The 25,489-nt window shown below is 68.0% G+C and carries 26 protein-coding genes; 19 read left to right on the top strand and 7 right to left on the bottom strand.

Annotated elements, in window-relative coordinates:
- The first annotated feature begins 19 nt into the window (after window positions 1–19).
- The 5 genes from ABQE93_RS12705 to ABQE93_RS12685 are packed head-to-tail and all read left to right on the top strand — an operon-like array spanning window position 20 to window position 5,665.
- Complete coding sequence (locus ABQE93_RS12705) at window positions 20–1,444, top strand: APC family permease (protein ID WP_448407508.1); 1,425 nt, start codon at window positions 20–22, stop codon at window positions 1,442–1,444.
- A gap of 37 nt (window positions 1,445–1,481) precedes the next feature.
- Window positions 1,482–2,900 carry an adenylosuccinate lyase gene (gene purB, locus ABQE93_RS12700; RefSeq protein ID WP_448407509.1) on the top strand — a complete coding sequence of 473 codons (1,419 nt, stop codon included), beginning with the start codon at window positions 1,482–1,484 and terminating at the stop codon, window positions 2,898–2,900.
- Window positions 2,897–4,135, top strand: a complete 1,239-nt coding sequence (locus tag ABQE93_RS12695; RefSeq protein ID WP_448407511.1) for a cytochrome P450 — start codon at window positions 2,897–2,899, stop codon at window positions 4,133–4,135. Before purB ends, ABQE93_RS12695 begins: the two co-directional genes overlap by 4 nt.
- Window positions 4,132–5,109 (top strand): tellurite resistance/C4-dicarboxylate transporter family protein, encoded by a 978-nt coding sequence (locus ABQE93_RS12690; RefSeq protein WP_448407512.1) that lies wholly within the window; start codon window positions 4,132–4,134, stop codon window positions 5,107–5,109. Before ABQE93_RS12695 ends, ABQE93_RS12690 begins: the two co-directional genes overlap by 4 nt.
- Window positions 5,096–5,665 carry a DUF1707 SHOCT-like domain-containing protein gene (locus ABQE93_RS12685; RefSeq protein WP_448407513.1) on the top strand — a complete coding sequence of 190 codons (570 nt, stop codon included), beginning with the start codon at window positions 5,096–5,098 and terminating at the stop codon, window positions 5,663–5,665. The genes ABQE93_RS12690 and ABQE93_RS12685 overlap by 14 nt, the downstream gene beginning before the upstream one ends.
- Window positions 5,666–5,672: 7 nt before the next feature.
- Here the strand turns inward: ABQE93_RS12685 and ABQE93_RS12680 are convergent, their stop codons facing one another.
- Window positions 5,673–6,530, bottom strand: coding sequence for a PDDEXK-like endonuclease domain-containing protein (locus tag ABQE93_RS12680; protein ID WP_448407514.1), 858 nt, complete (start codon window positions 6,528–6,530; stop codon window positions 5,673–5,675).
- A gap of 95 nt (window positions 6,531–6,625) precedes the next feature.
- Window positions 6,626–7,237, bottom strand: a complete 612-nt coding sequence (locus ABQE93_RS12675) for a hypothetical protein (RefSeq protein WP_448407515.1) — start codon at window positions 7,235–7,237, stop codon at window positions 6,626–6,628.
- A gap of 30 nt (window positions 7,238–7,267) precedes the next feature.
- Between ABQE93_RS12675 and ABQE93_RS12670 the strand changes: the two genes are divergently transcribed.
- Window positions 7,268–8,173: a phosphoribosylaminoimidazolesuccinocarboxamide synthase gene (locus tag ABQE93_RS12670; RefSeq protein WP_448407517.1), complete on the top strand. Its 906-nt coding sequence runs from the start codon at window positions 7,268–7,270 to the stop codon at window positions 8,171–8,173.
- Entirely contained in the window at window positions 8,170–10,278 is a 2,109-nt protein-coding gene (locus tag ABQE93_RS12665; protein ID WP_448407519.1) for a S9 family peptidase, read from the top strand. The genes ABQE93_RS12670 and ABQE93_RS12665 overlap by 4 nt, the downstream gene beginning before the upstream one ends.
- Here ABQE93_RS12665 and ABQE93_RS12660 read toward each other — a convergent pair.
- A complete protein-coding gene (locus ABQE93_RS12660; RefSeq protein WP_448407521.1) occupies window positions 10,237–10,686 on the bottom strand; it encodes a DoxX family protein in 450 nt (149 codons plus the stop codon). The two genes, ABQE93_RS12665 and ABQE93_RS12660, sit on opposite strands and share 42 nt — an antisense overlap.
- 84 nt (window positions 10,687–10,770) lie before the next feature.
- Here ABQE93_RS12660 and ABQE93_RS12655 point away from each other — a divergent pair, with 84 nt between their 5' ends.
- From ABQE93_RS12655 to ABQE93_RS12640, 4 genes are all read left to right on the top strand, one after another.
- Entirely contained in the window at window positions 10,771–11,328 is a 558-nt protein-coding gene (locus ABQE93_RS12655) for a TetR/AcrR family transcriptional regulator (protein ID WP_448407522.1), read from the top strand.
- Window positions 11,329–11,338: 10 nt separating this feature from the next.
- The gene (locus ABQE93_RS12650) at window positions 11,339–11,836 is read left to right on the top strand and encodes a glutathione peroxidase (protein ID WP_448407524.1); all 498 of its coding nucleotides are present in this window, start codon (window positions 11,339–11,341) and stop codon (window positions 11,834–11,836) included.
- A gap of 67 nt (window positions 11,837–11,903) precedes the next feature.
- Window positions 11,904–12,608 carry a DUF2334 domain-containing protein gene (locus tag ABQE93_RS12645; protein WP_448407526.1) on the top strand — a complete coding sequence of 235 codons (705 nt, stop codon included), beginning with the start codon at window positions 11,904–11,906 and terminating at the stop codon, window positions 12,606–12,608.
- A 24-nt stretch (window positions 12,609–12,632) separates the two neighbouring features.
- Window positions 12,633–14,267 (top strand): FAD-binding dehydrogenase, encoded by a 1,635-nt coding sequence (locus ABQE93_RS12640; protein ID WP_448407528.1) that lies wholly within the window; start codon window positions 12,633–12,635, stop codon window positions 14,265–14,267.
- Between the two features lie 64 nt (window positions 14,268–14,331).
- Here ABQE93_RS12640 and ABQE93_RS12635 read toward each other — a convergent pair whose 3' ends face one another.
- The gene (locus ABQE93_RS12635; RefSeq protein WP_448407529.1) at window positions 14,332–14,985 is read right to left on the bottom strand and encodes an MBL fold metallo-hydrolase; all 654 of its coding nucleotides are present in this window, start codon (window positions 14,983–14,985) and stop codon (window positions 14,332–14,334) included.
- A gap of 45 nt (window positions 14,986–15,030) precedes the next feature.
- Between ABQE93_RS12635 and ABQE93_RS12630 the strand changes: the two genes are divergently transcribed.
- The 3 genes from ABQE93_RS12630 to purQ are packed head-to-tail and all read left to right on the top strand — an operon-like array spanning window position 15,031 to window position 16,643.
- Window positions 15,031–15,696, top strand: coding sequence for an ATPase (locus ABQE93_RS12630; protein ID WP_448407531.1), 666 nt, complete (start codon window positions 15,031–15,033; stop codon window positions 15,694–15,696).
- Between the two features lie 36 nt (window positions 15,697–15,732).
- A complete protein-coding gene (purS, locus tag ABQE93_RS12625; protein ID WP_448407532.1) occupies window positions 15,733–15,972 on the top strand; it encodes a phosphoribosylformylglycinamidine synthase subunit PurS in 240 nt (79 codons plus the stop codon).
- Window positions 15,969–16,643, top strand: a complete 675-nt coding sequence (gene purQ / locus ABQE93_RS12620) for a phosphoribosylformylglycinamidine synthase subunit PurQ (RefSeq protein WP_448407534.1) — start codon at window positions 15,969–15,971, stop codon at window positions 16,641–16,643. Before purS ends, purQ begins: the two co-directional genes overlap by 4 nt.
- Window positions 16,644–16,733: 90 nt before the next feature.
- Here purQ and ABQE93_RS12615 read toward each other — a convergent pair whose 3' ends face one another.
- Window positions 16,734–17,537, bottom strand: coding sequence for a family 1 encapsulin nanocompartment shell protein (locus tag ABQE93_RS12615; RefSeq protein ID WP_448407536.1), 804 nt, complete (start codon window positions 17,535–17,537; stop codon window positions 16,734–16,736).
- Window positions 17,534–18,565, bottom strand: coding sequence for a Dyp-type peroxidase (locus tag ABQE93_RS12610; protein WP_448407537.1), 1,032 nt, complete (start codon window positions 18,563–18,565; stop codon window positions 17,534–17,536). The genes ABQE93_RS12615 and ABQE93_RS12610 overlap by 4 nt, the downstream gene beginning before the upstream one ends.
- 42 nt (window positions 18,566–18,607) lie before the next feature.
- Here ABQE93_RS12610 and ABQE93_RS12605 point away from each other — a divergent pair, with 42 nt between their 5' ends.
- On the top strand, window positions 18,608–19,933 hold the full coding sequence (locus tag ABQE93_RS12605) for a M18 family aminopeptidase (RefSeq protein ID WP_448407539.1): 1,326 nt from the start codon (window positions 18,608–18,610) through the stop codon (window positions 19,931–19,933).
- 7 nt (window positions 19,934–19,940) lie between these two features.
- On the opposite strand, the gene ABQE93_RS12600 is transcribed toward ABQE93_RS12605, so the two are convergent.
- Window positions 19,941–20,330 carry a nuclear transport factor 2 family protein gene (locus tag ABQE93_RS12600; RefSeq protein WP_448407540.1) on the bottom strand — a complete coding sequence of 130 codons (390 nt, stop codon included), beginning with the start codon at window positions 20,328–20,330 and terminating at the stop codon, window positions 19,941–19,943.
- Window positions 20,331–20,398: 68 nt separating this feature from the next.
- On the opposite strand from ABQE93_RS12600, the gene ABQE93_RS12595 reads away from it, so the two are divergent.
- From ABQE93_RS12595 to ABQE93_RS12580, 4 genes are read left to right on the top strand one after another with little or no spacing between them, the layout of a single operon-like run.
- Window positions 20,399–20,746: a VOC family protein gene (locus ABQE93_RS12595; protein WP_448407541.1), complete on the top strand. Its 348-nt coding sequence runs from the start codon at window positions 20,399–20,401 to the stop codon at window positions 20,744–20,746.
- 54 nt (window positions 20,747–20,800) lie between these two features.
- Complete coding sequence (purL, locus tag ABQE93_RS12590) at window positions 20,801–23,095, top strand: phosphoribosylformylglycinamidine synthase subunit PurL (protein WP_448407542.1); 2,295 nt, start codon at window positions 20,801–20,803, stop codon at window positions 23,093–23,095.
- Window positions 23,092–24,822: an alpha/beta hydrolase gene (locus ABQE93_RS12585; RefSeq protein ID WP_448407544.1), complete on the top strand. Its 1,731-nt coding sequence runs from the start codon at window positions 23,092–23,094 to the stop codon at window positions 24,820–24,822. Before purL ends, ABQE93_RS12585 begins: the two co-directional genes overlap by 4 nt.
- Entirely contained in the window at window positions 24,819–25,469 is a 651-nt protein-coding gene (locus tag ABQE93_RS12580) for an Rv0804 family intramembrane glutamic endopeptidase (RefSeq protein ID WP_448407545.1), read from the top strand. The genes ABQE93_RS12585 and ABQE93_RS12580 overlap by 4 nt, the downstream gene beginning before the upstream one ends.
- Window positions 25,470–25,489 lie beyond the last annotated feature (20 nt).

Genomic DNA, 25,489 nt, shown 5'->3' with positions numbered 1-25,489 from the left:
GGCGGGCCCAGGAAAGGCGATGGGCACTCCCGCCACCGCGAAGCAGGAGCCAGAACTACGACGGGTGCTGGGCCCCGGCCTGTTGCTGCTCTTCATCGTCGGCGACATCCTCGGCACCGGCGTCTACGCGCTGACGGGCGACGTCGCGGCCGAAGTCGGTGGGGCGGCGTGGCTTCCGTTCCTGATCGCGTTTCTGATCGCGACCGTCACCGCATTCAGCTACCTGGAACTGGTGACGAAGTATCCGCAAGCCGCGGGTGCTGCGCTCTACGTGCACAAGGCGTTCGGTATCCAGTTCGTCACGTTCCTGGTGGCCTTTGTGGTGATGTGCTCCGGCATCACGTCGGCGTCCACCGCATCGCGCTTTTTCGCCGCCAACTTCGACACCGGGTTCGGGCTGGGTTGGAGCAAGTTCGGAATCGCCGTCCTCGCACTGCTGTTCATGGCGCTGCTGGCGATGGTCAACCTGCGCGGTGTCGGCGAGAGCGTGAAACTCAATGTCGTGCTGACGATCATCGAGGCGACCGGCCTGATGCTGGTGCTCTTCGTCGGGTTGTGGGCCTTCACCCGCGGGATCGACGTCGACTTCGGCCGGGTGGTGGCGTTCGAGACCGCGTCGGAAAAGAACACGTTCATGGCCGTGACCGCCGCGACGTCACTGGCCTTCTTTGCGATGGTCGGATTCGAGGACTCGGTGAACATGGCCGAGGAAACCAAGGATCCGGTGAACACCTTTCCCAAGGTGCTGCTTTCGGGTCTGGCGATCGCCGGGGTCGTCTACATCCTGGTGTCGATCGTCGCGGTGGCGCTGGTGCCGATCGGCACGCTGGCCGCCAGCGACACCCCGCTGGTGGAGGTGGTCAAGACCGGCGCGCCCAGCCTGCCGATCGAAGAGATCTTCCCGTTCATCTCGATGTTCGCAGTCTCCAACACCGCGTTGATCAATATGCTGATGGCCAGCAGGTTGATCTACGGCATGGCGCGCCAACACGTTTTGCCACCGGTGCTGGGCACTGTCCATCCGCGCACCCGCACGCCATGGGTGGCGATCGTGTTCACCACGTTGATCGCGTTCGGGCTCATCCTCTACGTGTCGGTGTTCGCCAGCTCGAACGCCATCGCGGTGCTCGGCGGCACCACGTCGCTGTTGCTGCTCGCGGTGTTCGCGATGGTCAACGTCGCCGTGCTGGTGCTGCGGCGCGATGTGCGCGCGGGCGGCCGACATTTCCGTACGCCGACGGTGCTGCCGGTGATCGGGTTCATCGTGTCGCTGTATCTCGTGACCCCGCTGTCGGGTCGGCCCGTCCAGCAGTACATTGTCGCGTTGGCGCTGGTCGCGGTCGGGATCGTGTTGTTCTTCGTCACGATGGTGATCAACCGTCGGATCGGTGTCCGCGACGCGGCCCTGTTCGACGAGACGCCTCTGGCCGACGCGCCGGACTAGGTCTGGGCCCGCGCGGTGGCCCGTAAGCTGTGTGGCTGTGACGATCCCCAATGTGTTGGCGAACCGCTACGCCAGCGAGGAGATGGCGGCCATCTGGTCACCCGAGGCCAAGATCGTCGCGGAGCGTCGGCTGTGGCTGGCGGTGCTGCGCGCGCAGATAGAGCTGGGCGTAAACGTGCCCTCCTCGGTGCTCGCCGACTACGAGCGGGTGCTCGACGACGTCGACCTGTCCTCGATCGCGGCGCGCGAACGGGTGCTGCGCCACGACGTCAAGGCGCGCATCGAGGAGTTCAACGCGCTGGCCGGCCACGAGCACGTGCACAAGGGCATGACGAGCCGCGACCTCACCGAGAACGTCGAGCAGCTGCAGATCCGCCGGTCGATGGAACTCGTGCACTCCCATGGCGTCGCCGTGGTGGCCCGGCTGGCCGAGCGGGCGATCAGCTACCGCGACCTGGTGATGGCCGGCCGCAGCCACAACGTCGCAGCGCAGGCCACCACGCTCGGCAAGCGGTTCGCCTCGGCCGCCGAAGAGATGCTGATCGCGCTGCAACGGCTGCGTTCGCTGATCGACCGCTACCCGCTGCGCGGAATCAAAGGCCCGATGGGCACCGCACAAGACATGCTCGACCTGTTCGGCGGAGACACTGCCCGGCTGGCCGACCTGGAACGCCGGGTTGCCGAATTCCTGGGCTTCACCGAGATTTTCAGCAGCGTCGGGCAGGTGTATCCGCGGTCGCTGGACCACGACGTGGTCTCGGCGCTGGTTCAGGTGGGTGCCGGCCCGTCCTCGTTGGCGCACACCATCCGGTTGATGGCCGGCCACGAGTTGGTGACCGAAGGGTTCGCCCCGGGGCAGGTCGGCTCGTCGGCCATGCCGCACAAGATGAACACCCGCTCGTGTGAGCGCGTCAACGGGCTGCAGGTGGTGTTGCGTGGCTACGCGTCGATGGCCGCGGAACTCGCAGGCGCGCAATGGAATGAGGGCGACGTGTTCTGCTCGGTGGTGCGGCGGGTGGCGCTGCCCGACGCGTTCTTCGCGATCGACGGACAGACCGAGACGTTCCTGACCGTGCTCGATGAGTTCGGCGCGTATCCGGCCGTGATCCAGCGTGAACTCGACCGCTACCTACCGTTTTTGGCCACCACCCGGATCCTGATCGCCGCGGTGCGCGCGGGTATGGGCCGCGAAGCCGCTCACGAGGTGATCAAGGAGCACGCGGTGGCCGTCGCGCTCGCCATGCGGGAGAAGGGTTTTGAGCCCGACCTGCTCGACCGGCTCGCCGCCGATACGCGGCTGCCGCTGGACCGGCCCGCGCTCGACGCGGCGCTGGCCGACAAGCAGGCCTTCACCGGTGCGGCCGGTGACCAGGTGGACCGGGTCGTCGAGGCCGTCGACGAGTTGGTCAGCCGCTATCCCGAAGCGGCCAAGTACACCTCGGGTGCCATCCTGTGACCTCGTTAGCGGAGCTGGCCCGGATCGACTTCACCGATCTGGACAACTTCGCCGACGGTTTTCCGCACGAGCTGTTCGTGCTGCATCGGCGTGAGGCGCCGGTGTACTGGCATGAACCCACCGAGCACACCCCCGACGGCGAGGGCTTCTGGTCGGTGGCCACCCACGCCGAAACCCTTGCCGTGCTGCGTGATCCGGCGACCTATTCGTCGGTGACCGGTGGGCAGCGACCGTACGGCGGCACGCTGCTGCAGGACCTGTCGGTCGCCGGGCAGGTGCTCAACATGATGGACGACCCGCGCCACTCCGAGATCCGGCGGCTGGTCAGCTCGGGTCTGACCCCGCGGATGATCCGCCGCGTCGAGGACGACCTACGCGCCAGGGCCCGGCGGCTGCTGGACGCCGTGGTGCCGGGGGAGCCGTTCGACTTCCTTGTCGACATCGCCGCCGAACTGCCGATGCAGATGATCTGCATCCTGTTGGGAGTTCCTGAGTCCGAACGGCATTGGTTGTTCCACGCCATCGAGCCGCAGTTCGACTTCGGCGACGCTCGCAGAGCGCAGCTGGGCCAGGTCGGGCCGATGTCGGTGGAGGAAGCCGGGGCCAGGATGTATGCCTACGGCCAGGAGTTGATCGCGGCCAAGCGCGCCGAGCCGACCGACGACATGTTGTCCGTCGTGGCCAACGCCACCCTCGAGGACGGCTTGTCGGAGCTGGAGCTGTACCTGTTCTTCAGCCTGCTGTTCAGCGCCGGAGCCGAGACCACCCGCAACGCCGTGGCAGGTGGGTTGCTCGCGTTGATCGAGCATCCCGACCAACTGGCGGCGCTGCGCACCGATCTGGATCAGCTGCCCACCGCCGTCGAGGAAATGGTGCGCTGGACGTCGCCGTCGCCGTCGAAGCGGCGTACCGCCACCCGCGACGTCGAACTGGCGCGCTGCCACGTCCGCGCCGGGCAGAAGGTGCAGGTCTGGGAAGGTTCGGCCAACCGCGACGCGACGGTGTTCGCCGAACCGGACACCTTCGACATCACCCGCAAACCCAACCCGCACTTGGGGTTCGGGCACGGCGTGCACTACTGCCTCGGGGCGAACCTGGCCCGTTTGGAGCTTCGGGTGCTGTTCGAGGAGCTGCTGACCCGATTCTCGTCGGCGCGGCTGGTCAAACCCGTGGAGTGGACACGCAGCAACCGGCACACCGGCATCCGGCATCTGGTGGTCGAGCTGCAGGTGTGAAGCCCGATGCGTTCGCCGCCGTCATGGCGACCGGCATCGTGTCGATCGCTGCGGACGACCACGGCTACCCCAGGATCAGCGGCGGGCTGGGCGTGCTGGCCGCCGTCGGGCTGGTGATCTTGGTCGGGGTGGCGGCGATGCGGTGGCCCAGCGATCCGCCGGACGTCACCGACCCCGATGTGACGATCCGGCTGTTCACGTTCGTGGCGGCGTGCGCGGTGCTCGACACCAGGTTCACGTCGCTACCCGGTGTGCTGTGGACGCTCGGCGTGCTGGCGACGACGGCGTGGCTGGTGCTGGCCGTGCTGCTGGTGCGCAACTTCGTGAGGCCGCGGTGGCATGAGCTCCGTGAAAGTGCGCGTGGGGCATGGGAGTTGCCCAGCGTCGGCACATCCGGGCTGGTGTTGGTGATCATCGCGCTGGCGCGCTACACCGGTTGGCCTGCGTTGCTGCACGTCGCCGCGGCGATGTGGGTGCTCGCGCTGCTGGTGTATTTCGTGATGACGGCGCTGATCCTGGCCCGCGCGTTCGCCGCCCGGCTCGATCCCGGTGGGTTCGAGCCCGACGCGTGGATCCTGATGGGTGGGCTGGCCATCGCGACCCTGGCGGGCGACCGCATCCATCACGACGTCACCGGGTGGCTGGCCGAGGCCGCGCGCCTGGTTACCGTCGGGACCTGGGTGGCGGCAACCACATGGATCCCGCCGTTGCTGTACTTCGGCCTGCGCCACATCCGGCGCCCGGGCGTCCTGCGCTTCGCCGGGGTGTGGTGGGCGATGGTGTTCCCGCTCGGCATGTATTCGGTGGCCACCGACACCACCTCTGAAGAAACCGGTTGGCTTGTGCTGTCGCCGATTTCACACGTGGTCTTCTGGATCGGGCTGGGCAGCTGGGCGATCCTGGCGGTCGCAGGGTTGTCGCTGTTGGGGCACCATCTGCGCCAGCGCCTACCCTCGAGGCATGGACTCCGGTGACGCGAACCTGCGTGTGTCCGACGCCGACCGTGCCCACGCGCGCCAACTGCTCGAGCATGCTGTCGGCCAGGGCCTGCTCACGCTCGACGAGTTCAGCGAGCGGCTCGACACGGTGCTGACCGCCCGCACCCGCGGTGAGTTGGGTGCGGTGCTGGCCGACCTGCCGCAGTCGCCGTCGGCGCCGCCCGGCAGCGGTGAGGTGGTGCGGGGCCGGATGTCGACGATCACCCGCCGCGGACAGTGGACGGTGCCCTCGCATCTGCGCCTGCACACCCGGATGTGCGACACCACGCTGGATTTCACCAGCGCCACGTTGCCGAGCCCGTCCGTCGTGCTGGACATCGACGACTATTTCAGCTCGACCGAGCTGATCCTGCCCGACGGCGCCACGGCCGATCTCAACGGCGTCGACACTTTCGGCGGAAGCGCCACCTTGAAGGTGCCCTACGGTCCGCGCTCGGCGCAGCTGCACCTCGTCGTGCGCGGCCGGGTGCGGTTCGGTTCGGTCACCGCCCGGTACTCCTACGGGCGGGTGTGGCGGCGCATGCTCGGTTAACCGGTGATCACCACCCGGTCGCGAACTTGATCTCGGCGATGACGCGGTTGGGGTACTGCGTGAGGTCCAGCCACGTGAAGCGCAGCACTTTCCACCCGAGCAGGGAGATCGTGTTCTGGCGTTGGCGATCCTTGACGAACGTCTCCGAATCGCTGTGGAACGCCCAGCCGTCGACTTCGATGGCGACCTTCGGGTCCAGGAACGCTATGTCGACTTTGTATCCGCCGACCGGATAGTTCGTCTGCCATCCGGTGATTCCCGCCTCCCGCAGCAGTTTCACCAGGAGTCGCTCGGCTTCCGACCGTGCGCCATCCGATGCGGCCTGCAGTAGGCGTCTGGCGGCCGGGGAGCCATGGCGGCCCTTGTTGCGCAGGTGTGCTCGCCACAGCTGCGCCAGTTCGACATGTTGCTGCAGCGCCGCATCCATCAGCTTCGCACCGCCACGGCGCCGGATCGCTGCTTCGACCACCGTCAGCGGAAGCGCGGTGACCCGCAAGCCTTTCCGTTCGACGATGTCCTGCGGCGTCAAGTCGCGTCGCCGACTGCGGATGTCCGGCCGCCGTCGATGGTTGCTGACCCGCGGCACTGTCACGTCGACGACGTCCGGTGCGAACTTGGTCAGTCCGTGCCACCACGCGGCGCTCAACCCGCTGGCCACTGCCAGCGGTCCATGGGACCAAACCGCTGCACGTATACGTGCCGCGTCGGTAAAAGCGCGGTCGTCGACGAAGAAGACACCCGGCGAGCACCGAAGCCATCGCCCAGAGCGGACTCGCCTGTGTACGGCGTCGTCGCTCAGGCCTGCGGCGCGTGCCTGAGCGAGCGTGATGACCCCGTCGTGGTCCCGAAGATAGTCCTCCAGCACACTTAAGTCAGACGCGCCGCAACCGACAACGGTTCCATCCCCGGCGATTTGTGCACGAAAACCCGCGGTCACCGCGGGAAATCGTGCACAAATCGCTAACGGCGGATGCCGGCCGCGCGTAACTCCAGCGCGGCCAACCCCTGGATCGCCACCGCGTCATGGTTGCGCCAGGCGCCGACGGGATCGGCATGGATCTGCGCCAGCTGCGCCAGCGGCCGGTTGGCCAGTGCCCGCAGCGCCAACAACTGTTCGCCCGCGGGCGTGCGGGCCAGCGTGATCGCCGTCCACTTGCGACGGGCGAACCGCACCCGCAGCATCAGCCACGGCATCGCGACGAACAGGATCGGCGGGGCGGCCACGGCGAGCGCCAGCACCCAGGCCAGCCACGACGCGGTGGTGTCGAGGCTGTGCCCGGCACCGGCGATGTCGAGCGCGGCATCGGCGGCCGCCCGCAGCGGTTTGGCCAGCGCATCGCCGACGAACGGCACGTCGTCGGTGCGGCTGCCCGCCGTGTCGAGGTTGTCGGCGACGCCGTTGGCGCCGATCTCGACCTGGCGGCCGACGGCGGCGATGGTGGCCACCGCGGATTGCACGGCCGCGCCGACCGACAGCCACACGATGGTCCAGCCGAGCACGACGACGTCGCTGATGAACTGGCCGACGAAGCGCGAAGGCGTCGTGGCGTAGGGGAGAAACCGCGAACTCATGAGGTTGATGCTGCCCGATAGGCTGGCCGGATGCGCCCCGCTCTGTCCGACTACCAACATCTGGCCAGCGGTAAGGTCCGTGAGCTGTACCGCGTCGACGACGCGACGCTGCTGTTCGTCGCCAGCGACCGGATCTCGGCCTACGACTACATCCTGGACTCGCAGATCCCGGACAAGGGCCGCATCTTGACCGCGATGAGTGTGTTCTTCTTCGATTTCTTGGCCCGGTCCGCTGATGCGCCCAACCACCTGGCCGGCCCGCCCGACGACGAGCGCATCCCCGAAGAAGTGCTCGGCCGCGCGCTGGTGGTGGCCGAACTCGAGATGCTTCCGGTGGAGGCGGTGGCCCGCGGTTACCTCACCGGCTCGGGCCTGATCGACTACCAGAACACCGGCACGCTGTGCGGGATCACGCTGCCGTCCGGGCTGGTCGAAGCCAGCAAGTTCGATGAGCCACTGTTCACCCCGGCCACCAAAGCCGAACTGGGACAGCATGATGAGAACATCTCGTTCGACAAGGTGGTGGAACTGATCGGCGCCGAGCGCGCCGAGCAGGTCCGCGAAGTCACGCTGCAGACCTACCGTCAGGGCGCCGATTACGCGCTGAGCAAGGGCATCATCGTGGCCGACACGAAGTTCGAGTTCGGCGTGGACGACAACGGCACGCTCCGATTGGCCGACGAGGTGTTCACCCCGGATTCGAGCAGGTATTGGCGCGCCGACGACTGGCAAGAGGGTGTTGTGCAGCAGAGTTTCGACAAACAGTTCGTCCGCAACTGGCTCACCAGCCCGGAGTCCGGTTGGGACCGCTACGGGGACACCCCGCCCCCACCGCTACCCGCGCACATCGTCGATGCGACGCGGGCGCGCTACATCGAGGCCTACGAACGCATTTCGGGCCGCAACTTCGCTGACTGGATCGGATCTGCCGCGTGAACCCTCCTGAAGCCAAGCGCATCGAGCACCGCCGCGAACATCACGGCGACGTCTTCGTTGACCCCTACGAGTGGCTGCGCGACAAGTCCAACCCCGAGGTCATCGAGCACCTCAACGCGGAGAACGCCTACACCGAGCACGTCACCGCGCACCTGGCGCCGTTGCGCGAGAAGATTTTCGACGAGATCAAGGCGAGGACCAAAGAGACCGACCTCTCCGTGCCGACCCGGCGCCAGGACTGGTGGTATTACGGGCGCAGCTTCGAAGGCAAGCAGTACAGCGTGCACTGTCGCTGCCCGGTCGAGAACCCCGACGACTGGACACCGCCGGTGCTCGACGAGAACACCGAGATACCCGGCGAGCAGGTGCTGCTCGACGAGAACGTAGAGGCCGACGGGCACGAGTTCTTCGCGCTGGGCGCCGCGTCGGTGAGCCTGGACGGCACCGTGCTGGCGTATTCCGTCGACGTCAAGGGCGACGAACGGTACACGTTGCGGTTCAAGGACTTACGCACAAATCAGCTGTTCGACGACGAGATCGTCGGGATCGCGCCCGGGGTGACGTGGGCGGCCGACAACCGCACCGTCTACTACACCACCGTCGACGAGGCGTGGCGTCCCGATACCGTCTGGCGCCACCGCATCGGGTCCGGGTTACCCGCGCAACGCGCGTACCACGAACCCGACGAACGGTTCTGGCTCGCGGTGGGCCGCACCCGAAGCGACAAGTACATCCTGATCGCGGCGGGTAGCGCCGTCACATCGGAGATGCGCTACGCCGACGCGAGTGACGCGCAGGCCGAGTTCGCCACGGTGTGGCCGCGCCGCGAACTCGTCGAGTACGCGGTCGAACACGCCGTTGTCGGCGGGCAGGACCGCTTTTTGATTCTGCACAACGACGGTGCGGAGAACTTCACGCTCGTCGAGGCGCCGGTGTCCGATCCGACCGCGACGCGCACCCTGATCGAGCACCGCGACGACGTGCGCCTGGATTCGGTGGACGCGTTCGAATCACATCTGGTGGTCGGCTACCGCAGCGAGGCGCTGCCCAAGATCCAGCTGTGGCCGCTCTATGAGGACGGCCGATACGGGCAGCCCCAAGAGATCACGTTCGACACCGAGTTGACGTCGGCGGGTCTGGCGGGCAACCCGAACTGGAGCTCACCGAAGCTGCGGATCGGGGCCACCTCGTTCGTCACCCCCGTGCGGATCTACGACTTCGATCTGGCGACCGGTGAACGCACGCTGCTGCGCGAGCAGCCTGTACTCGGCGACTATCGGCCCGAGGACTACGTGGAGCGCCGGGACTGGGCCGTCGCGCCCGACGGCGCCCGCATTCCGATCTCGATCGTGCACCGCATCGGCCTGCAGTTCCCGGCGCCGACGCTGTTGTACGGCTACGGGGCCTACGAGATGTGTGAAGACCCGCGGTTCTCGATCGCGCGGCTGTCGCTGCTGGACCGCGGAATGGTCTTCGCGGTCGCACACGTGCGCGGCGGCGGCGAACTCGGCAGGCCATGGTACGAGCACGGCAAGATGCTGGAGAAGAAGAACACCTTCACCGATTTCGTCGCGGTGGCAGAGCATCTGGTGGCCACCGACATCACGCGCCCGCAGAACCTGGTGGCGCACGGCGGAAGCGCAGGCGGGCTGCTGGTGGGTGCGGTGGCCAACATGGCGCCCGAACTGTTCGCCGGAGTCCTGGCCGTGGTGCCGTTCGTCGACCCGCTCACCACGATCCTGGACCCGTCGCTGCCGTTGACCGTCACCGAATGGGACGAATGGGGAAACCCGTTGGAGGACAAGGACGTCTACGAGTACATGAAGTCGTACTCGCCGTACGAGAACGTGACCGCCAAACGGTATCCGAAGATCCTGGCGATGACGTCGCTCAACGACACCAGGGTCTACTACGTGGAGCCGGCGAAATGGGTTGCGGCCCTTCGCTACACCAAGGCCGACAGCGAGCCGGTGTTGCTGAAGACCGAGATGAACGCCGGCCACGGCGGCATCAGCGGACGCTATGAACGTTGGAAAGAAGCCGCATTCCAGTACGCCTGGCTGCTAGATGCCGCCAAGGCCGACCACGACGGCGGCGGCGCCTAGAAACAGCACCTGTTCGGCGGTGCGCAGATCCAGCCGCGTGGTCATCGACTTCGGGGGGTTGGGCATCCGGGTCGCGTAGACGTTGGCGGGAAACATCACCAGCATCAGCGCGAACAGGCACACCGCTGCCGCCACCCGGGTCGGCGGATACAGCAGCCCGACCGCGCCGAGAAGTTCCAGCACGCCGGTGACGCTCACCAGCAGGGCTGGTGCGGGCAGCCGTGGCGGGACGATCGCGATCATGTCGCGGCGCAGCGGGTTGACGAAATGCGCGACGCCGGTGAGCGAGAACATCGCGGCCAGTCCGACGGCAATCGCCGCGGGCCAGCTGTCGACGTAGTCGACCCCCAACCAGCCGACGACCCGGGCCGCGAGCGTGCCGAACACCAGGGCGAGAACAACAGCCATGACAAACTCCAAACTTGACAGTGACAAGTTCACGGTAGAACCAAAATCTAGGCATTGTCAAGATTAAGTCGGTATGCTGGCCCCGTGAGCAAGGCGTCCTATCACCACGGCGACCTCAAGGCCGCCATCCTGGCCCAGGCCGCCGACCTGGTGGCCGAGCGCGGCGCCGACGGCATCTCGCTGCGCGAACTGGCCCGGGCCGCCGGCGTCTCGCACGCCGCGCCCGCACACCACTTCACCGACCGCCGCGGGTTGTTCACCGCGCTGGCGGCCGAGGGTTGGCGGCTGCTGGCTGCCGAACTCGCCGACGCCCGACCGGAGTTCATCGACGCCGCGCTGGCCTATGTGCGGTTCGCGCTGGGCCACCCCGGTCACTATGCGGTGATGTTCGACCGCGCCCTGGTCAACCCCGAGGACCCCGAGTTGATGGCCGCGGTGGGCGCGGCCGGCGCCGAGCTCGCGCAGGGCGTCGGCACCCTCGGCGACTCCCGCGCCGTCGGCGACCCGCAAGCCGCGGCGCTTGCGGCATGGTCTCTGGTGCACGGCTTTTCGCTGCTGTGGCTGAACAAGGCGATCGACACCAGCGAGGATCCGATCGCGCTGGTGCACCGAGTCGCGGGGATGCTCTTCAAGAACGAGTAGCGTGCCAGTCATGACCGACATACCGCTGACCGATATCCCGCTGACCACACTCGACGGCAAGGACACCACGCTCGGCCAGTTGGCCGACGGCGCCGCGCTGGTGGTCAACGTCGCCTCCAAGTGCGGCCTCACCCCGCAGTACACGGCGCTGGAACAGTTGGCGAAGGATTACCGCGACCGTGGGCTCACGGTCATCGGCGTGCCGTGCAACCAGTTCATGGGACAGGAGCCCGGCACGGCCGAGGAGATTCAGGAGTTCTGCTCGACCACCTACGGTGTGACGTTTCCGCTGTTGGCCAAGACCGACGTCAACGGCGCAGAGCGGCATCCGCTCTACGAACAGCTGACCAAAACGCCCGACGCCGAAGGTCAGGCCGGCGACATCCAGTGGAACTTCGAGAAATTCCTGCTGGCCCCTGACGGCAAGGTGGCCAAGCGGTTCCGGCCGCGCACCGAACCCGACGCGCCCGAGGTGATCGCGGCCATCGAAGAGGTCTTGCCGAAGTAAACCAGCGGCCACCTGGCGTCGACGTGTCAGACACCGTCGCGACACCTGGCGTTGCCACACTGGGCGCGTGGCTGGACAACTGATCGTCTCGATCTCCGGAATCAGCGACCGCACCCTGGCCGACGTCGACGCGTTCTGCGCACAGCTGGACACGCGCGGTGTGCCCGCGTCGTTTCTGGTGGCGCCCAGGCTCAAGGGTGGCTACCGGCTCGAGGCCGACGCGTCCACCGTGGACTGGCTGAGGACCCGCCGCGCCGGCGGTGACGCCGTCGTGCTGCACGGCTTCGACGAAGCCGCCACCAAGAAGCGCCGCGGCGAGTTCGCGACGCTGCCCGCGCACGAGGCGAACCTGCGGCTGATGGGTGCCGACCGGGTGATGGAACACGCCGGGTTGCGCACCAGGATTTTCGCCGCACCCGGGTGGATCGTGTCGTCGGGGACGACGACTGCTTTGCCGCGCAATGGGTTTCGCCTCGTCGCCGGGCTGAGTGGGATCACCGACCTGGTCCGTGCGACGACGGTGCGTGGCCGGGTGCTCGGTATCGGCGAGGGTTTCCTTTCCGAACCCTGGTGGTGCCGGACACTGGTGCTGTCCGCGCAACGCACGGCGCGCCGCGGTGGCGTCGTGCGGATCGCGGTCGCCGCGCGGCACCTACGCAAACCGGGCCCACGGCAGGCGATGCTCGACGCCGTCGACCTCGCGCTACTGCACCACTGCACCGGCAGCGTGTATCAGTGGCCGACGTACCGGGCAATGCCGGCCGCGGCGTAGCACCTGGCCGCTAACGTGGCGGCCATGGCAGATGCTGACGTCATCGTCGTGGGAGCGGGACTGGCCGGGCTGGTGGCGGCGTGTGAAGTCGCCGAACGCGGCAAGCGGGTGCTGATCGTTGACCAGGAGAACGCCAACAACCTCGGCGGTCAGGCGTACTGGTCGTTCGGGGGGCTGTTCTTCGTCGACAGCCCCGAACAACGCAGGCTCGGTATCCGTGACAGCCATGAGCTCGCGCTGCAGGACTGGCTGGGTACCGCCGGATTCGACCGGCCAGAAGACCACTGGCCCAAGCAGTGGGCGCACGCCTACGTCGACTTCGCCGCCGGCGAGAAGCGCAGCTGGTTGCGCGAGCGCGGATTGCAGACCTTCCCGCTCGTCGGCTGGGCCGAACGCGGTGGCTACGACGCACGCGGGCACGGCAACTCGGTGCCCCGGTTCCACATCACCTGGGGCACAGGGCCCGCGATCGTCGACGTCTTCGCGCGCCGGCTGCTCGACTCGCCCGCCGTCACGTTCAGATACCGCCACCGTGTCGACGAGCTGATCGTCGAAGGTGGCGCCGTGGTCGGGGTCCGCGGCACCGTGCTCGAGCCGTCCGATGACGCACGCGGTGTCGCGTCGTCGCGAAATCCCGTCGGCGACTTCGAGTTCCGCGCCCAAGCGGTCGTCGTCGCCAGTGGCGGTATCGGCGGTAACCACGACCTGGTGCGACAGAACTGGCCCAAGCGGATGGGCCGGGTGCCCGACCAGTTGCTCTCCGGTGTGCCCGCGCACGTCGACGGCCGGATGATCGGCATCAGCGAGACGGCGGGCGGGCGTGTCATCAACAGCGACCGGATGTGGCATTACACCGAGGGCATCACCAACTACGACCCGGTCTGGCCGATGCACGGCATCCGCATCCTGCCGGGCCCGTCGTCGCTGTGGCTGGACGCGCACGGCAACCGCCTGCCCGCCCCGCTGTATCCGGGTTTCGACACCCTCGGCACGCTGGAACACATTGCGCGCACGGGCCAGGATTACACCTGGTTTGTGCTCAACGCCCGCATCATCGCCAAGGAGTTCGCGCTATCGGGCCAGGAGCAGAACCCCGATCTGACCGGCCGTAGCATCGCCGAGGTGCTGCGCCGGGTGCGTCCGGGTGCGCCGCCGCCGGTGCAGGCGTTCGTCGACCGTGGTGTGGACTTCGTCAGCGCGAACACGTTGCGCGACTTGGTGTCTGCCATGAACGACGTGCCCGACGTGCTGCCGCTGGACTACGCGACGGTGGAAGCCGAAGTCACCGCCCGCGACCGCGAGGTGGTCAACAAGTTCACCAAGGACACCCAGATCGCCGCCATCCGGGTGGCGCGCAATTATCTGGGCGACCGGGTCAGCCGCGTCGTCGCCCCGCACCGGCTCACCGACCCCAAAGCCGGCCCGCTGATCGCCGTCAAGCTGCACATCTTAACGCGAAAGTCGTTGGGCGGGTTGGAAACCGACCTGGACTCGCGGGTGCTCAAAGCCGACGGAAGCGTGTTCGACGGGCTGTTCGCCGCGGGGGAGGCCGCCGGGTTCGGCGGCGGCGGCGTGCACGGCTACCGGTCGCTGGAAGGCACGTTTCTCGGCGGCTGTGTGTTCTCCGGCCGGGCGGCGGGCCGCGCGGCGTCGGCGTAGCGGCGAGCAGACGCAGAAGCGCGCGAAACCGGGCGTGGAAGCGGCCTTCTGTGTCTGCTCGCGGTCAAAAGGCGACGCCGTTTTCCTCGGGGAGCACCTGGAAATCGGTGTCGGTCATCTCCGAGAGCCGGCCGTAGAAGATGCCGCGGGCGCTGGGATCGATGATGCCCTGGTGGATCGGCACCGCATGCCTCGGCGCCACGGCCCTCAGGTAGTCCACCGCTTCGGAGATCTTCATCCACGGCGCGGCCGCAGGCGTCGCGAGCACGTCGACCGGCTCGCCTGGTGTGTACAGCGCGTCGCCCGGATGCATCAGCCGGGCGGCGTGGTCGCCGTCGCCGACGAGGTAGGAGATGTTGTCGATCACCGGGATTTCGGGATGGATCACCGCATGTTGGCCGCCGACGCCGCGCACGGTCAGGTGGCCGATCTGCAGCTCGTCGCCGACCTGCACGGCCTGCCACGGTGCGCCGAGCTGCGCGGCGGTCTGCGGGTCGGCGTACAACGCGGCCTGCGGGTTCGCGTCGAGCAGGGCGGGTAGCCGCTCGGTGTCGGCGTGATCGGGGTGCTGATGGGTGATCAGGATCGCCGATAGCCCCGTGATGCCCTCGAAACCGTGCGAGAAGACGCCCGGATCGAAAAGAACGGTGGTGTCGGTGCCGGAATCCTTCGTGAACGTCGCGAGTAAGCATGAATGGCCGAAATGCGTCAATTCCATACCTAATATTGTGGCGGCCTAAGGCTGTCAGGGGGTGGTTCAAGCGTGCGGATGATGCTCGCGGTGCTCCTGGCGACCTGTGGAATGGCCGTCGTGCCTGCTCCGCCGGTGCACGCAGCCCCAGATATCTGCCCGCCGGCCTGCAACACCATCCCCGATTCGGCGTGGATGGTGTCCACCGCGATCCCGCTGTACCCGGTCTATCGTTGGCCGGGGCTCGCCGAGCTGGCCGTCACCGCCACCGCGCCGCGCTTCGCGTTCGAACAGGCCTGCGCCAGCCCGCCCGTCATCGCCGACCCCCGCGACCACGCCGTCGCCGCGCAGGCGGCGGTCCCTAACCCGCCCGGCGAATGGCAGCTGCAAGCGCAGGTGGTGCACTGGCGCGGACCGGTGTCCCAGGGCGGGCCGACGGCGACGCAGACGTTCGAGCAGGCCAAAACCCGGCTGCGCACCTGTCAGCTGACCGCGCCGTTCGTCTCGCCGTCGATCACCACCGACCAGTCCGATCGGCTGGCGGCGGTGATCAGCGTGGCCGGCAAGCAGATCATGAGGCAGTACCTGCTGGCCCACCCCGACAGCAGCACCATCGTCGAGCTGGCGATGTGGTCGACGCTGCCGGCGCGGGTGCCCTGGTCGCCGGTTCCCGACGCGCAGGTCTTCGACGCCATGGCGGCCCCGCTGTGCCAGGCCTACCTCGGATCGTGCCGGTGAGACCAGCGCGCTGAACTCGCCGGTACAGTTGTCGCCGTGGCAAAGGTGGTGGTGCACGTGATGCCCAAGGCGGAAATCCTCGATCCGCAGGGCCAGGCGATCGTCGGTGCGTTGGGCCGTCTCGGGTACAACGGCGTCTCAGATGTGCGGCAGGGCAAGCGATTTGAACTTGAGGTCGACGACAGCATCGATGACGATACGCTGGCGCAGATTGCCGAATCGCTGCTGGCGAACACCGTCATCGAGGACTGGTCGGTGAGCAGGGAGCAGTCATGAGTACACGTGTGGGCGTCATCACATTTCCCGGCACGCTCGACGACGTCGACGCCGCGCGGGCCGTGCGGTTGGCCGGCGGCACCGCGGTGAACCTCTGGCACGCCGACGCCGACCTCAAGAACGTCGACGCCGTGATCGTGCCCGGCGGCTTCTCCTACGGCGATTATCTGCGCGCGGGCGCCATCGCGAAGTTCGCGCCGGTGATGGGCGAAGTGGTGGCCGCCGCGACACGAGGCATGCCAGTGTTGGGCATCTGTAACGGTTTTCAGGTGCTCTGCGAGGCGGGTCTGCTGCCCGGCGCGCTGACCCGCAATGCCGGTCTGCATTTCGTGTGCCGAGACCTGTGGCTGCAGGTGGCCTCCAACTCCACGGCGTGGACGTCGCGTTACGACCTCGGCGCCGACATCCTGGTGCCGCTGAAATCGGGTGAGGGCCGCTTCGTCGCCAGCGAGAAGGTGCTCGACGAACTCGAGGGCGAGGACCGTGTGGTGTTCCGCTACCGCGACAATCCCAACGGCTCCCAACGCGATATCGCGGGGATCTGCTCGCAGAACCGCCGGGTCGTCGGGCTGATGCCCCACCCCGAACACGCCACCGAGGCGCTGACCGGCCCGTCCGACGACGGGTTGGGCATCTTCTACTCCGCGCTGGACTCGGTGCTCGCGGCCTGAGTCCGCGGTTTTGACTCGGGCGAGCGTGCGCAAACTCGCGGCTTTTGACGGCGTGTCGCCCGTGGACACGCACGCTCGGCGAAGAAGAGGTCAGCCGGCGGTCAGGGCGACCGAGGCCTCCGAGGTGTAGCACAAAAACGTCAGCGTCTCTTCGAGGTAGAGCTGCACGGTGTTCGCATCGTGGGACAGGTAGCCGATCGCCACGTCGGTGCCGATCTGCAGATCGAAATCGCCGCCGCGGGTGGACAGCACGAACGCGCCGTCGATGGCGGGCGCCCAGATGATGTCGCCGCCGCCGATCAGCCGGTTGAGGTGCTCGCGAATCGGATAGCCGTGCTCGGTGGTCTCGCTGACCTTGGTGTAGGCCTCCGCCGACAGCAGCACCGAATACGGGCCACCCACACCGGACAGCCGCAGTTCCGACAACGCCTGGGCCATGACGTCGGCGAAGTCGCGTGGATCGTCGGGCAGTGCGAGCGCCGGGTTGGAGCTGCACCTGCGGATGCCCTCGATGGCGGCGGCCTCGTAACCCTCGAAGATCGCCCGGTCTTCGACGAACGCCAGCGTCTGGGCGGCCTCCTTGACCGGATCCCAGTCGGAGTCCTGCGCGCCGCGCTCGACGTCGTCGATCGCGGTGCGCGTCACCGTGAACGGCACCCGCAGCCGCACCAGCGGCTTGCTCTCGCGCAGGTGGGCCACCACGCCCTCCCCGGGCGGCGCCACGTCGCGCAGATGCCCGGTGGTCACCGCGGCCATCACCGGCCCGCCGGGTTCGCTGACGTCGACGACGCGACGCCCGGCGATGTGCCGCCGAAACGTCCGCGTCGCTTCCTGTTCGATCTCGGCCCAGGCCACCTCCGTGATCGGAGCGAGGTCGCGATACAGGTTGTTCATGGCGTTCCTTTCAGGCTGCCGATCCGCAGCGATCCGTCGTAGGTGACCGAGGATTCCACGGGGCTGGGCGCAGATTCTTCGGCTGCCGCCGAATCAGGCAGCGGCGGTGGGTTGTTGAGGAAATCGACGATCGGGGTGAAAAACATCGAGCCGGTCACCGCGGTGGAGAAGTCCAGCAGCCGGTCGGTGTTGCCGGGCGGATCGCCGAGAAACATGTTCTCCAGCATCTGCTCGGTGACCTCGGGCGTGCGTGAGTAACCGATGAAGTAGGTGCCGAACTCACCCTTGCCGATCTCACCGAAAGGCATGTTGTGCCGCACGATTTTGAGCTCTTCGCCGTCTTCGTCCTCGATGACGTTCAGCGCCACATGGGAGTTCGCGGGTTTGACCGCGTCGTCCAACTCGATGTCATCCTGCTTGGTGCGACCGATGATCCGTTCCTGTTCGGAGGTGGGCAGCGCGGTCCACGCCGCCATATCGTGGGTGTACTTCTGCACGTGCACATAGCAGCCGCCCGCGAAATCGGGGTCCTCGTCCCCGATTTGCGTCGCGCTGCGCGCCAGCGGGCCATCGGGGTTCTCGGTGCCGTCGACGAAGCCCAGCAGGTCGCGGTTGTCGAAAAACCGGAAACCGTGCACCTCGTCGACGACGGTCAACGCGCCCTCGGCCGCGTCGACGAGCCGGGTCGCCAGGTCGAAACACACGTCCATCGACTCGGCCCGGATGTGAAACAGCAAGTCCCCCGGGGTCGACGGGGCGTGGTGGCGGGGCCCGTCGAGCGCGATGAACGGATGCAGCTCGGCGGGACGCGGACCGGAGAACAACCGGTCCCAGGCGTCGGAGCCGATCGAGGTCACCACCGACAGGTTCTTGGTCGGATCGCGAAATCCGATCGCGCGCACCAGCGCCGAGATATCGGGCAGCGACTCGTGCACGGCCTGCTCGCCACCCTCGTCGATGGTCGCCACCAGAAATATGGTCGCCGGGGTCAACGGCGCCAGCACAGGCTGCGGTAAGGGATCGGGCACGGTTCGACCCTAGGTCAAGATCGTCGGCAATGATGGTTAACCATGTCTGCAAGTCCACAGGGCCTGTGTGAGTTCATCGATGCATCGCCGTCACCGTTCCATGTCTGCGCGACGGTGGCCGAGCGGCTGCGGTCGGCGGGTTTCCGGGAGCTGGGGGAGGGCGACGGGTGGCCGCCCGCCGCGAGCGGCGAATCCAGCTCCGCCGCGAGCGGCGAATCCAGCTCCGCCGCGAGCGGCGAATCCAGCTCCGCGGGCCGTTTCTTCAGCGTCCGCGCCGGCTCACTGATCGCATGGCAGACCGGTGCGCCGGATGCGCCGTTCCGCATCGTCGGCGCCCACACCGACAGCCCCAACCTGCGCGTCAAAGAGCACCCCGACCGGTTCGTCGCCGGGTGGCAGGTGGTGGCGCTGCAGCCCTACGGCGGGGCGTGGCTGAACTCGTGGCTGGACCGCGATCTCGGCATCAGCGGGCGACTGTCGGTGCGCGACGGTAACCGGCTGGTGCATCCGCTGGTGCGCATCGATGAGGCGATCCTGCGGGTACCGCAGCTGGCCATCCACCTGGCCGAGGACCGCAAGGCGGTGGAGCTGAACCCGCAGCGCCACGTCAACGCGGTGTGGGGCGTCGGCAGCGGGGCGCGGTCGTTTCTGGGCTATGTCGCCGAACAGGCCGGCGTCGACGCCGACGACGTGCTGGGGGCCGATCTGATGACCCACGATCTGAGCCCGTCGCGGCTGATCGGGGCGGGCAGCGAGCTGGTCAGCGCACCGCGGCTGGACAACCAGGCCACCTGCTACGCGGGGCTGGAGGCGTTTCTGGCCGCCGAACCGGGCGAGTACGCGCCGGTGTTGGTGCTGTTCGACCACGAGGAGGTCGGCTCGCAGTCCGACCACGGTGCGCAGTCGGAGTTGCTGCTGACCGTGCTGGAGCGCATCACGTTGAGCCAGGGCGGCGGCCGCGAGGAGTTCCTGCGCCGGCTGCCGGGTTCGATGGTGGCCTCCGGCGACATGGCCCACGCCACGCACCCCAACTACCCCGAACGCCACGAACCCGGGCACCTTATCGAGGTCAATGCCGGCCCGGTGCTCAAGGTGCATCCCAATTTGCGCTACGCCACCGACGGGCGCACCGCGGCGGCGTTCGCGCTGGCCTGCGCGCAGGCCGGGGTGCCGTTGCAGCGCTACGAACACCGCGCCGACCTGCCGTGCGGGTCGACGGTCGGGCCGATGACATCGGCGCGCACCGGCATCCCCACCGTCGACGTGGGTGCGCCGCAGCTGGCCATGCATTCGGCGCGCGAGCTGATGGGCGCCGCCGACGTCGCGGCCTACGCTGCGGCGCTTCAGGCGTTCCTGGCGCCGGCCTGACCCCGCCTCAGACGGCGTCGACCTGGTCGTAGCGGATGACGTTCTCGACCACGACGCCGTCGCGGGTGCGGACCCGGTCCAGACCGCGGATCAGGACCGGGCCGTCGGGGCCGGTGCCGTGGCCGGTGTAGTGCAAGAACACCAGCTCTTCGCCGGACGCGCTGCCCGGCGCGGTCGCGCAGTCGATAAGCCGCAGCCGCAGATCGGGCATGGCGGACACGAGTTCGGCGATCTTGGCGACGTAGGCCTCGCGGCCCCTGACCGGTGTCGGGTCGCCCTGCCAGTAGCCGACGATGTCCTCGGCGAGGATGTCCTCGATCGGCGTTGCGGTCGGCGCGGCCCAGAAGGCCGCCCACATGTCGGCGCTGAACTTCGGTGGGGTGTGCATAGTTGTCATGCGTTCAGCCTGCGCGCGCACCAGCGGCCGTTCAATTACGCGCGAGGTAATTGTCTAGGGTCATCGGCATGGCACTCAACGTGGAAATGATCACGCTGGACTGCGATGATCCCGAAGCGCTGGCCCGGTGGTGGGCGCAGGCGGTGGACGGTGAAGTAACCGCCTTTGCGCCAGGGGAATTCGTGACCGTCACCCGCGCAGGCGCGCCGACGCTGGGTTTTCAGCGGGTGCCCGATCCGACGCCGGGCAAGAACAAGATGCACATTGACTTCACCGCCGCCGACGTGGAGGCCGAAGTCGAGCGGCTGGTGGGCTTGGGTGCCCGCGAAACCGGCAGGCACAGCTTCGGTGAGGACTTTCGCTGGGTGGTGCTCGCCGATCCCGCGGGCAACGCGTTCTGTATCGGTGCGGGCTGACCGCGAAACCCGTGTCGAGACGGCGCCGGTGGCGCCCCAAACTAGACTGGTGGCGTGACGTCCGGGCTTTCTGCTGAGGTCGACACTGTCGACCACGCCGCCGCCACCCCAGAACACCCGCAGCCGTTCCGCGAACTCGGTCTCAAGGACGACGAGTACGAGCGGATCCGCGAGATTCTGGGGCGACGGCCTACCGACGCCGAACTGGCGATGTACTCGGTGATGTGGAGCGAACACTGCTCCTACAAGTCCTCGAAGGTGCATCTGCGCTACTTCGGCGAGACCACCACCGAGGAGATGCGTCAGTCGATGCTGGCCGGCATCGGCGAGAACGCCGGCGTGGTGGACATCGGTGACGGCTGGGCAGCCACGTTCAAGGTGGAATCACACAACCACCCGTCCTACATCGAGCCGTACCAGGGCGCCGCGACCGGCGTCGGCGGCATCGTGCGCGACATCATGGCGATGGGTGCACGACCCGTCGCGGTGATGGACCAGCTTCGGTTCGGCGCCGCCGACGCACCCGACACCCGCCGTGTGCTCGACGGGGTGGTGCGCGGTATCGGCGGCTACGGAAACTCCCTGGGCCTGCCCAACATCGGCGGCGAAACCGTGTTCGACGCCTCCTACGCAGGCAACCCGTTGGTGAACGCGCTGTGCGTCGGGGTGCTGCGCAAGGAAGACCTGCACCTGGCGTTCGCCTCCGGAACCGGCAACAAGATCATCCTGTTCGGCGCGCGCACCGGTCTCGACGGCATCGGCGGCGTGTCGGTGCTGGCCTCCGAGACGTTCGGCGGTGACGAGACCGGGCCCGGCCGCAAAAAACTCCCCAGTGTTCAGGTGGGCGACCCGTTCATGGAGAAGGTGCTCATCGAGTGCTGCCTCGAGCTGTACGCCAACGACCTGGTGGTCGGTATCCAGGACCTGGGCGGGGCCGGGCTGTCCTGTGCCACTTCGGAACTCGCATCAGCAGGCGACGGCGGGATGGCGATCGAGCTGGACAAGGTGCCGCTGCGCGCGGCGAACATGACGCCCGCCGAGATCCTGTCCAGCGAATCGCAGGAGCGGATGTGCGCCGTCGTCGCACCGGAAAACGTCGAGAAGTTCCTCGAGGTCTGCCGCAAGTGGGAGGTGCTGGCCACCGTCATCGGTGAGGTGACCGACGGGGACCGGCTCCGCATCACCTGGCACGGTCAGACCGTCGTCGACGTGCCGCCGCGCACAGTCGCACACCAGGGCCCGGTCTACGAACGCCCGGTGCAGCGGCCCGACACCCAGGACGCGTTGAACGCCGACACGTCGGCGAAGCTGCCGCGGCCGGCCACCGGCGAGGAACTGAAGGCGACTTTGCTTGCGCTGCTGGGAAGTCCGCACCTGTGCAGCCGCGCGTTCATCACCGAGCAGTACGACCGCTACGTGCGAGGCAACACCGTGCTCGCCGAGAACGCCGACGGCGGCATGCTGCGCGTCGACGAGACGACCGGCCGCGGCATCGCGATCTCGACCGACGCGTCGGGCCGCTACACCGCGCTGGACCCGTACACCGGCGCGCAACTGGCGCTGGCCGAGGCGTACCGCAACGTCGCGGTCACCGGCGCCACGCCGATCGCGGTCACCAACTGCCTCAACTTCGGCTCACCGGAGGACCCCGCGGTCATGTGGCAGTTCAGCGAGGCGGTCCGCGGTCTGGCCGACGGATGTGTCGCGCTTGGTATTCCGGTCACCGGCGGCAACGTCAGCTTCTACAACCAGACCGGCGCCACGGCGATCCTGCCGACCCCGGTCGTGGGCGTGCTCGGCGTCATCGACGACGTGAAGCGGCGCATCCCCACCGGTTTCGGCGCCGAACCCGGCGAAACGCTGATCCTGCTCGGCGACACCCGCGACGAGTTCGACGGCTCGATCTGGGCGCAGGTCACCGCCGACCACCTCGGCGGTCTGCCGCCGAAGGTCGACCTGCAACGGGAGAAACTGCTCGCCGACGTGCTCACCGCCGCCTCACGCGACGGGCTGGTCTCCGCAGCCCACGACCTGTCCGAAGGCGGGCTCATCCAGGCGGTCGTCGAATCCGCGCTGGCCGGTGAAACCGGTTGTCGCATCGTACTTCCCGAGGGCGCCGACCCGTTCGTCACGCTGTTCTCGGAGTCCGCGGGCCGGGTGCTCGTCGCGGTGCCGCGCACCGAGGAAAGCCGCTTCCGCGCCATGTGCGAGGCACGCGGGTTGCCCGCCACCCGCATCGGGGTCGTCGACCAGGGCAGCCAGGCCGTGGAGGTACAAGACCACTTCACGGTCAGTCTGGAGGATCTGCGCAGCACGTCGGAGGGCGTGCTCCCCAGGTTGTTCGGGTGAACCAGCGCACCGACGACGAACGACATCCGGTATACGTCTGGGCCTGGCGCCTGGTCCGCCTCGACTTCGTCGGTATCGCCTTCGGTGCGCTGTTCTTCTGCCTGTCGCTGACCCCGTCGTTGCTGCCGCGCGACTGGCTGTTCCAGGGTGGGATCGGCGGCCTGAACGCCGCGATCGGCTACGGCATCGGGGTGTTCGCCGGAACCCTTCTGCATCGCTTCGTATTACGACGCGCGCGGTGGTGGCCGCCGCCGAAACGGGTGCTGCGGCTGCTCAAGACGGTGGTCGTGGTCGGCGCGATCGCGGCCTGTCTGCTGATGCTGGTGCCCGCGGCGGCGTGGCAGCGGCACATCTCCGCGGAAATGGGCATCGAAGGTCCGGAGACCCCGGCCTATCTGCGCACCCTGACGATCGCGATCCTCGTCGCCGCGGTATGCGTGGCGGTGTCGCGCGTGCTGCTCGACGTGATCAAGACCATGGCGCGGTTCTTCATCAGGCGCTGGCGCCTCAACGACGAAGTGGCGCTGTTCATCGGCACGGCCATCGTCGTGGTGCTGGTCATCCTGTTGGTCAACGGCGTGCTCATCCGCGGTTTCCTGGCCGGCGCCAACCGCGTATTCCAGCCCCAGAACACCACGACCAGAGCGGGCGTCACCCAACCGCTGGAACCCGAAAGGTCCGGCAGCCCAGAATCTTTCGCCGGGTGGGACACCCTGGGATATCAGGGCAGGAACTTCGTGGGCACCGGACCCGACGTCGAGGAGCTGACTCGGCTCAACGGCGCCCCGGCCAAGGTGCCCATCCGCGTCTATGTCGGCCTGCAGACCGCCGACACCGACGAGGAGCGGATGGCCGTGCTGCTCAGCGAACTCGAGCGCACCGGCGCGTTCGACCGCAAGGTGCTGGTGATCATCCCGACCACCGGCACCGGCTGGGTGAACCCCATCGCCGCACGCGCGGTAGAGATGATGTACAACGGCGACACCGCGCTGGTCGCGTCGCAGTATTCCTTTCTGCCGAGCTGGATTTCGTTTGTCGGCGATCGGCAGAAGTCGATGGAGTCCGGGCGCATGATGATCGACGCCGTCCAGGAGCGGTGGGCGCAGCAGCCCCCGGACCGGCGGCCCGAACTCATGCTGTACGGCGAAAGCCTCGGCTCGATGGCGGGTCAGGCCGCGTTCAGCTGGCTGCCCGACATCTCGCAGATGGGCTTCTCGTCGGTGCTGTGGGTGGGCCCGCCCAACGCCAGCCCGTTGTGGCGGGCGCTCATCGAGCGGCGCGACCCCGGCACACCGGTGGTCGAACCCCGCTACGACGACGGCCGCACGGTGCGCTTCTCCCAGGCCACCGACGCTGAGCAGATCGCGCAGGTCACCGAGAAACCGTGGCACGGCACCCGGGTGCTGTTCCTGCAGCACCCGTCCGATCCGATCGTATGGTGGTCGGAGGATCTGCTGTTCACCCGACCGGACTGGCTCAAGGAGCCCGCGGGCATCGACCGGTCCGCGACGATGCGGTGGTACCCGATCGTGACGTTCTGGCAGGTCGCCGCCGATATGACCAACGCGAGCGCGGTCCCCGACGGGCACGGGCACAACTACGGCGAGTACATCCTCGACGGCTGGGCCGCTGTCGCCCCGCCCGACGGCTGGACACCCGAAGACACCGAACGTATGCGCGGCGCGTTGCACGAGGCCATGGCCGCAGCCGAAGACACCCAGAAGTGAGCCGCGGCAAGCGTGCAACAGCGCTGGGCCTGGCCGCCGGGCTCGTCGGTTGGAGCCTGGTGGTACCCCGGTTGCCGTCGCGTTGGCATCCCGGCCCGCAGGCCGCGGTCGCCACCGCGCTGGCGGCGCTCACCCGGGCCGAGCTGGGGCTGCGGCCTCCGCAAGTGTGGCCGGGGCTGCGGCTGGGCGGGGCCGCGGCCGCGTCGGTCACGGCAGCCGTCGCCGCGACGACCGCGGTCCCGAGGGCGCGACGCGAACTCAGCGGCCGCGAGGTACCCGCCGGGGTGGCGCGCTGGCTGCTGCTGGGCATACCGCTGGGCACCGTGTGGTCGGAGGAGGTGGCCTACCGGGGCGTGCTCGGCGCCGTCGCGGCCGACGCGTTCGGGCCGACCCGCGGCAGGCTGCTGCAGTCGGCGGCGTTCGGCCTGTCGCACGTCGCCGACGCGCGCGGTACGGGGACGCCGGTGGTGCCCACGGTGCTGGTGACCGGCGTGGCGGGTTGGCTGTTCGGGTGGCTGCACGAGCGCTCGGGCAGCCTGCTGGCGCCGATGCTCGCGCACCTGGCGATCAACGAATCCGGTGCGGTGGCTGCGCTCGGCGTGCAGCGGGCGCATTCCGGGCGCCACGCGGGGCGCGAGCAGACATAGAAGGCCCCGAAAACCCGTGA

The sequence above is a fragment of the Mycolicibacterium sp. XJ662 genome (assembly GCF_053484035.1).
Note: the sequence above shows the minus strand (reverse complement) of the source record. Positions and strands in the feature narration are given on the sequence as shown.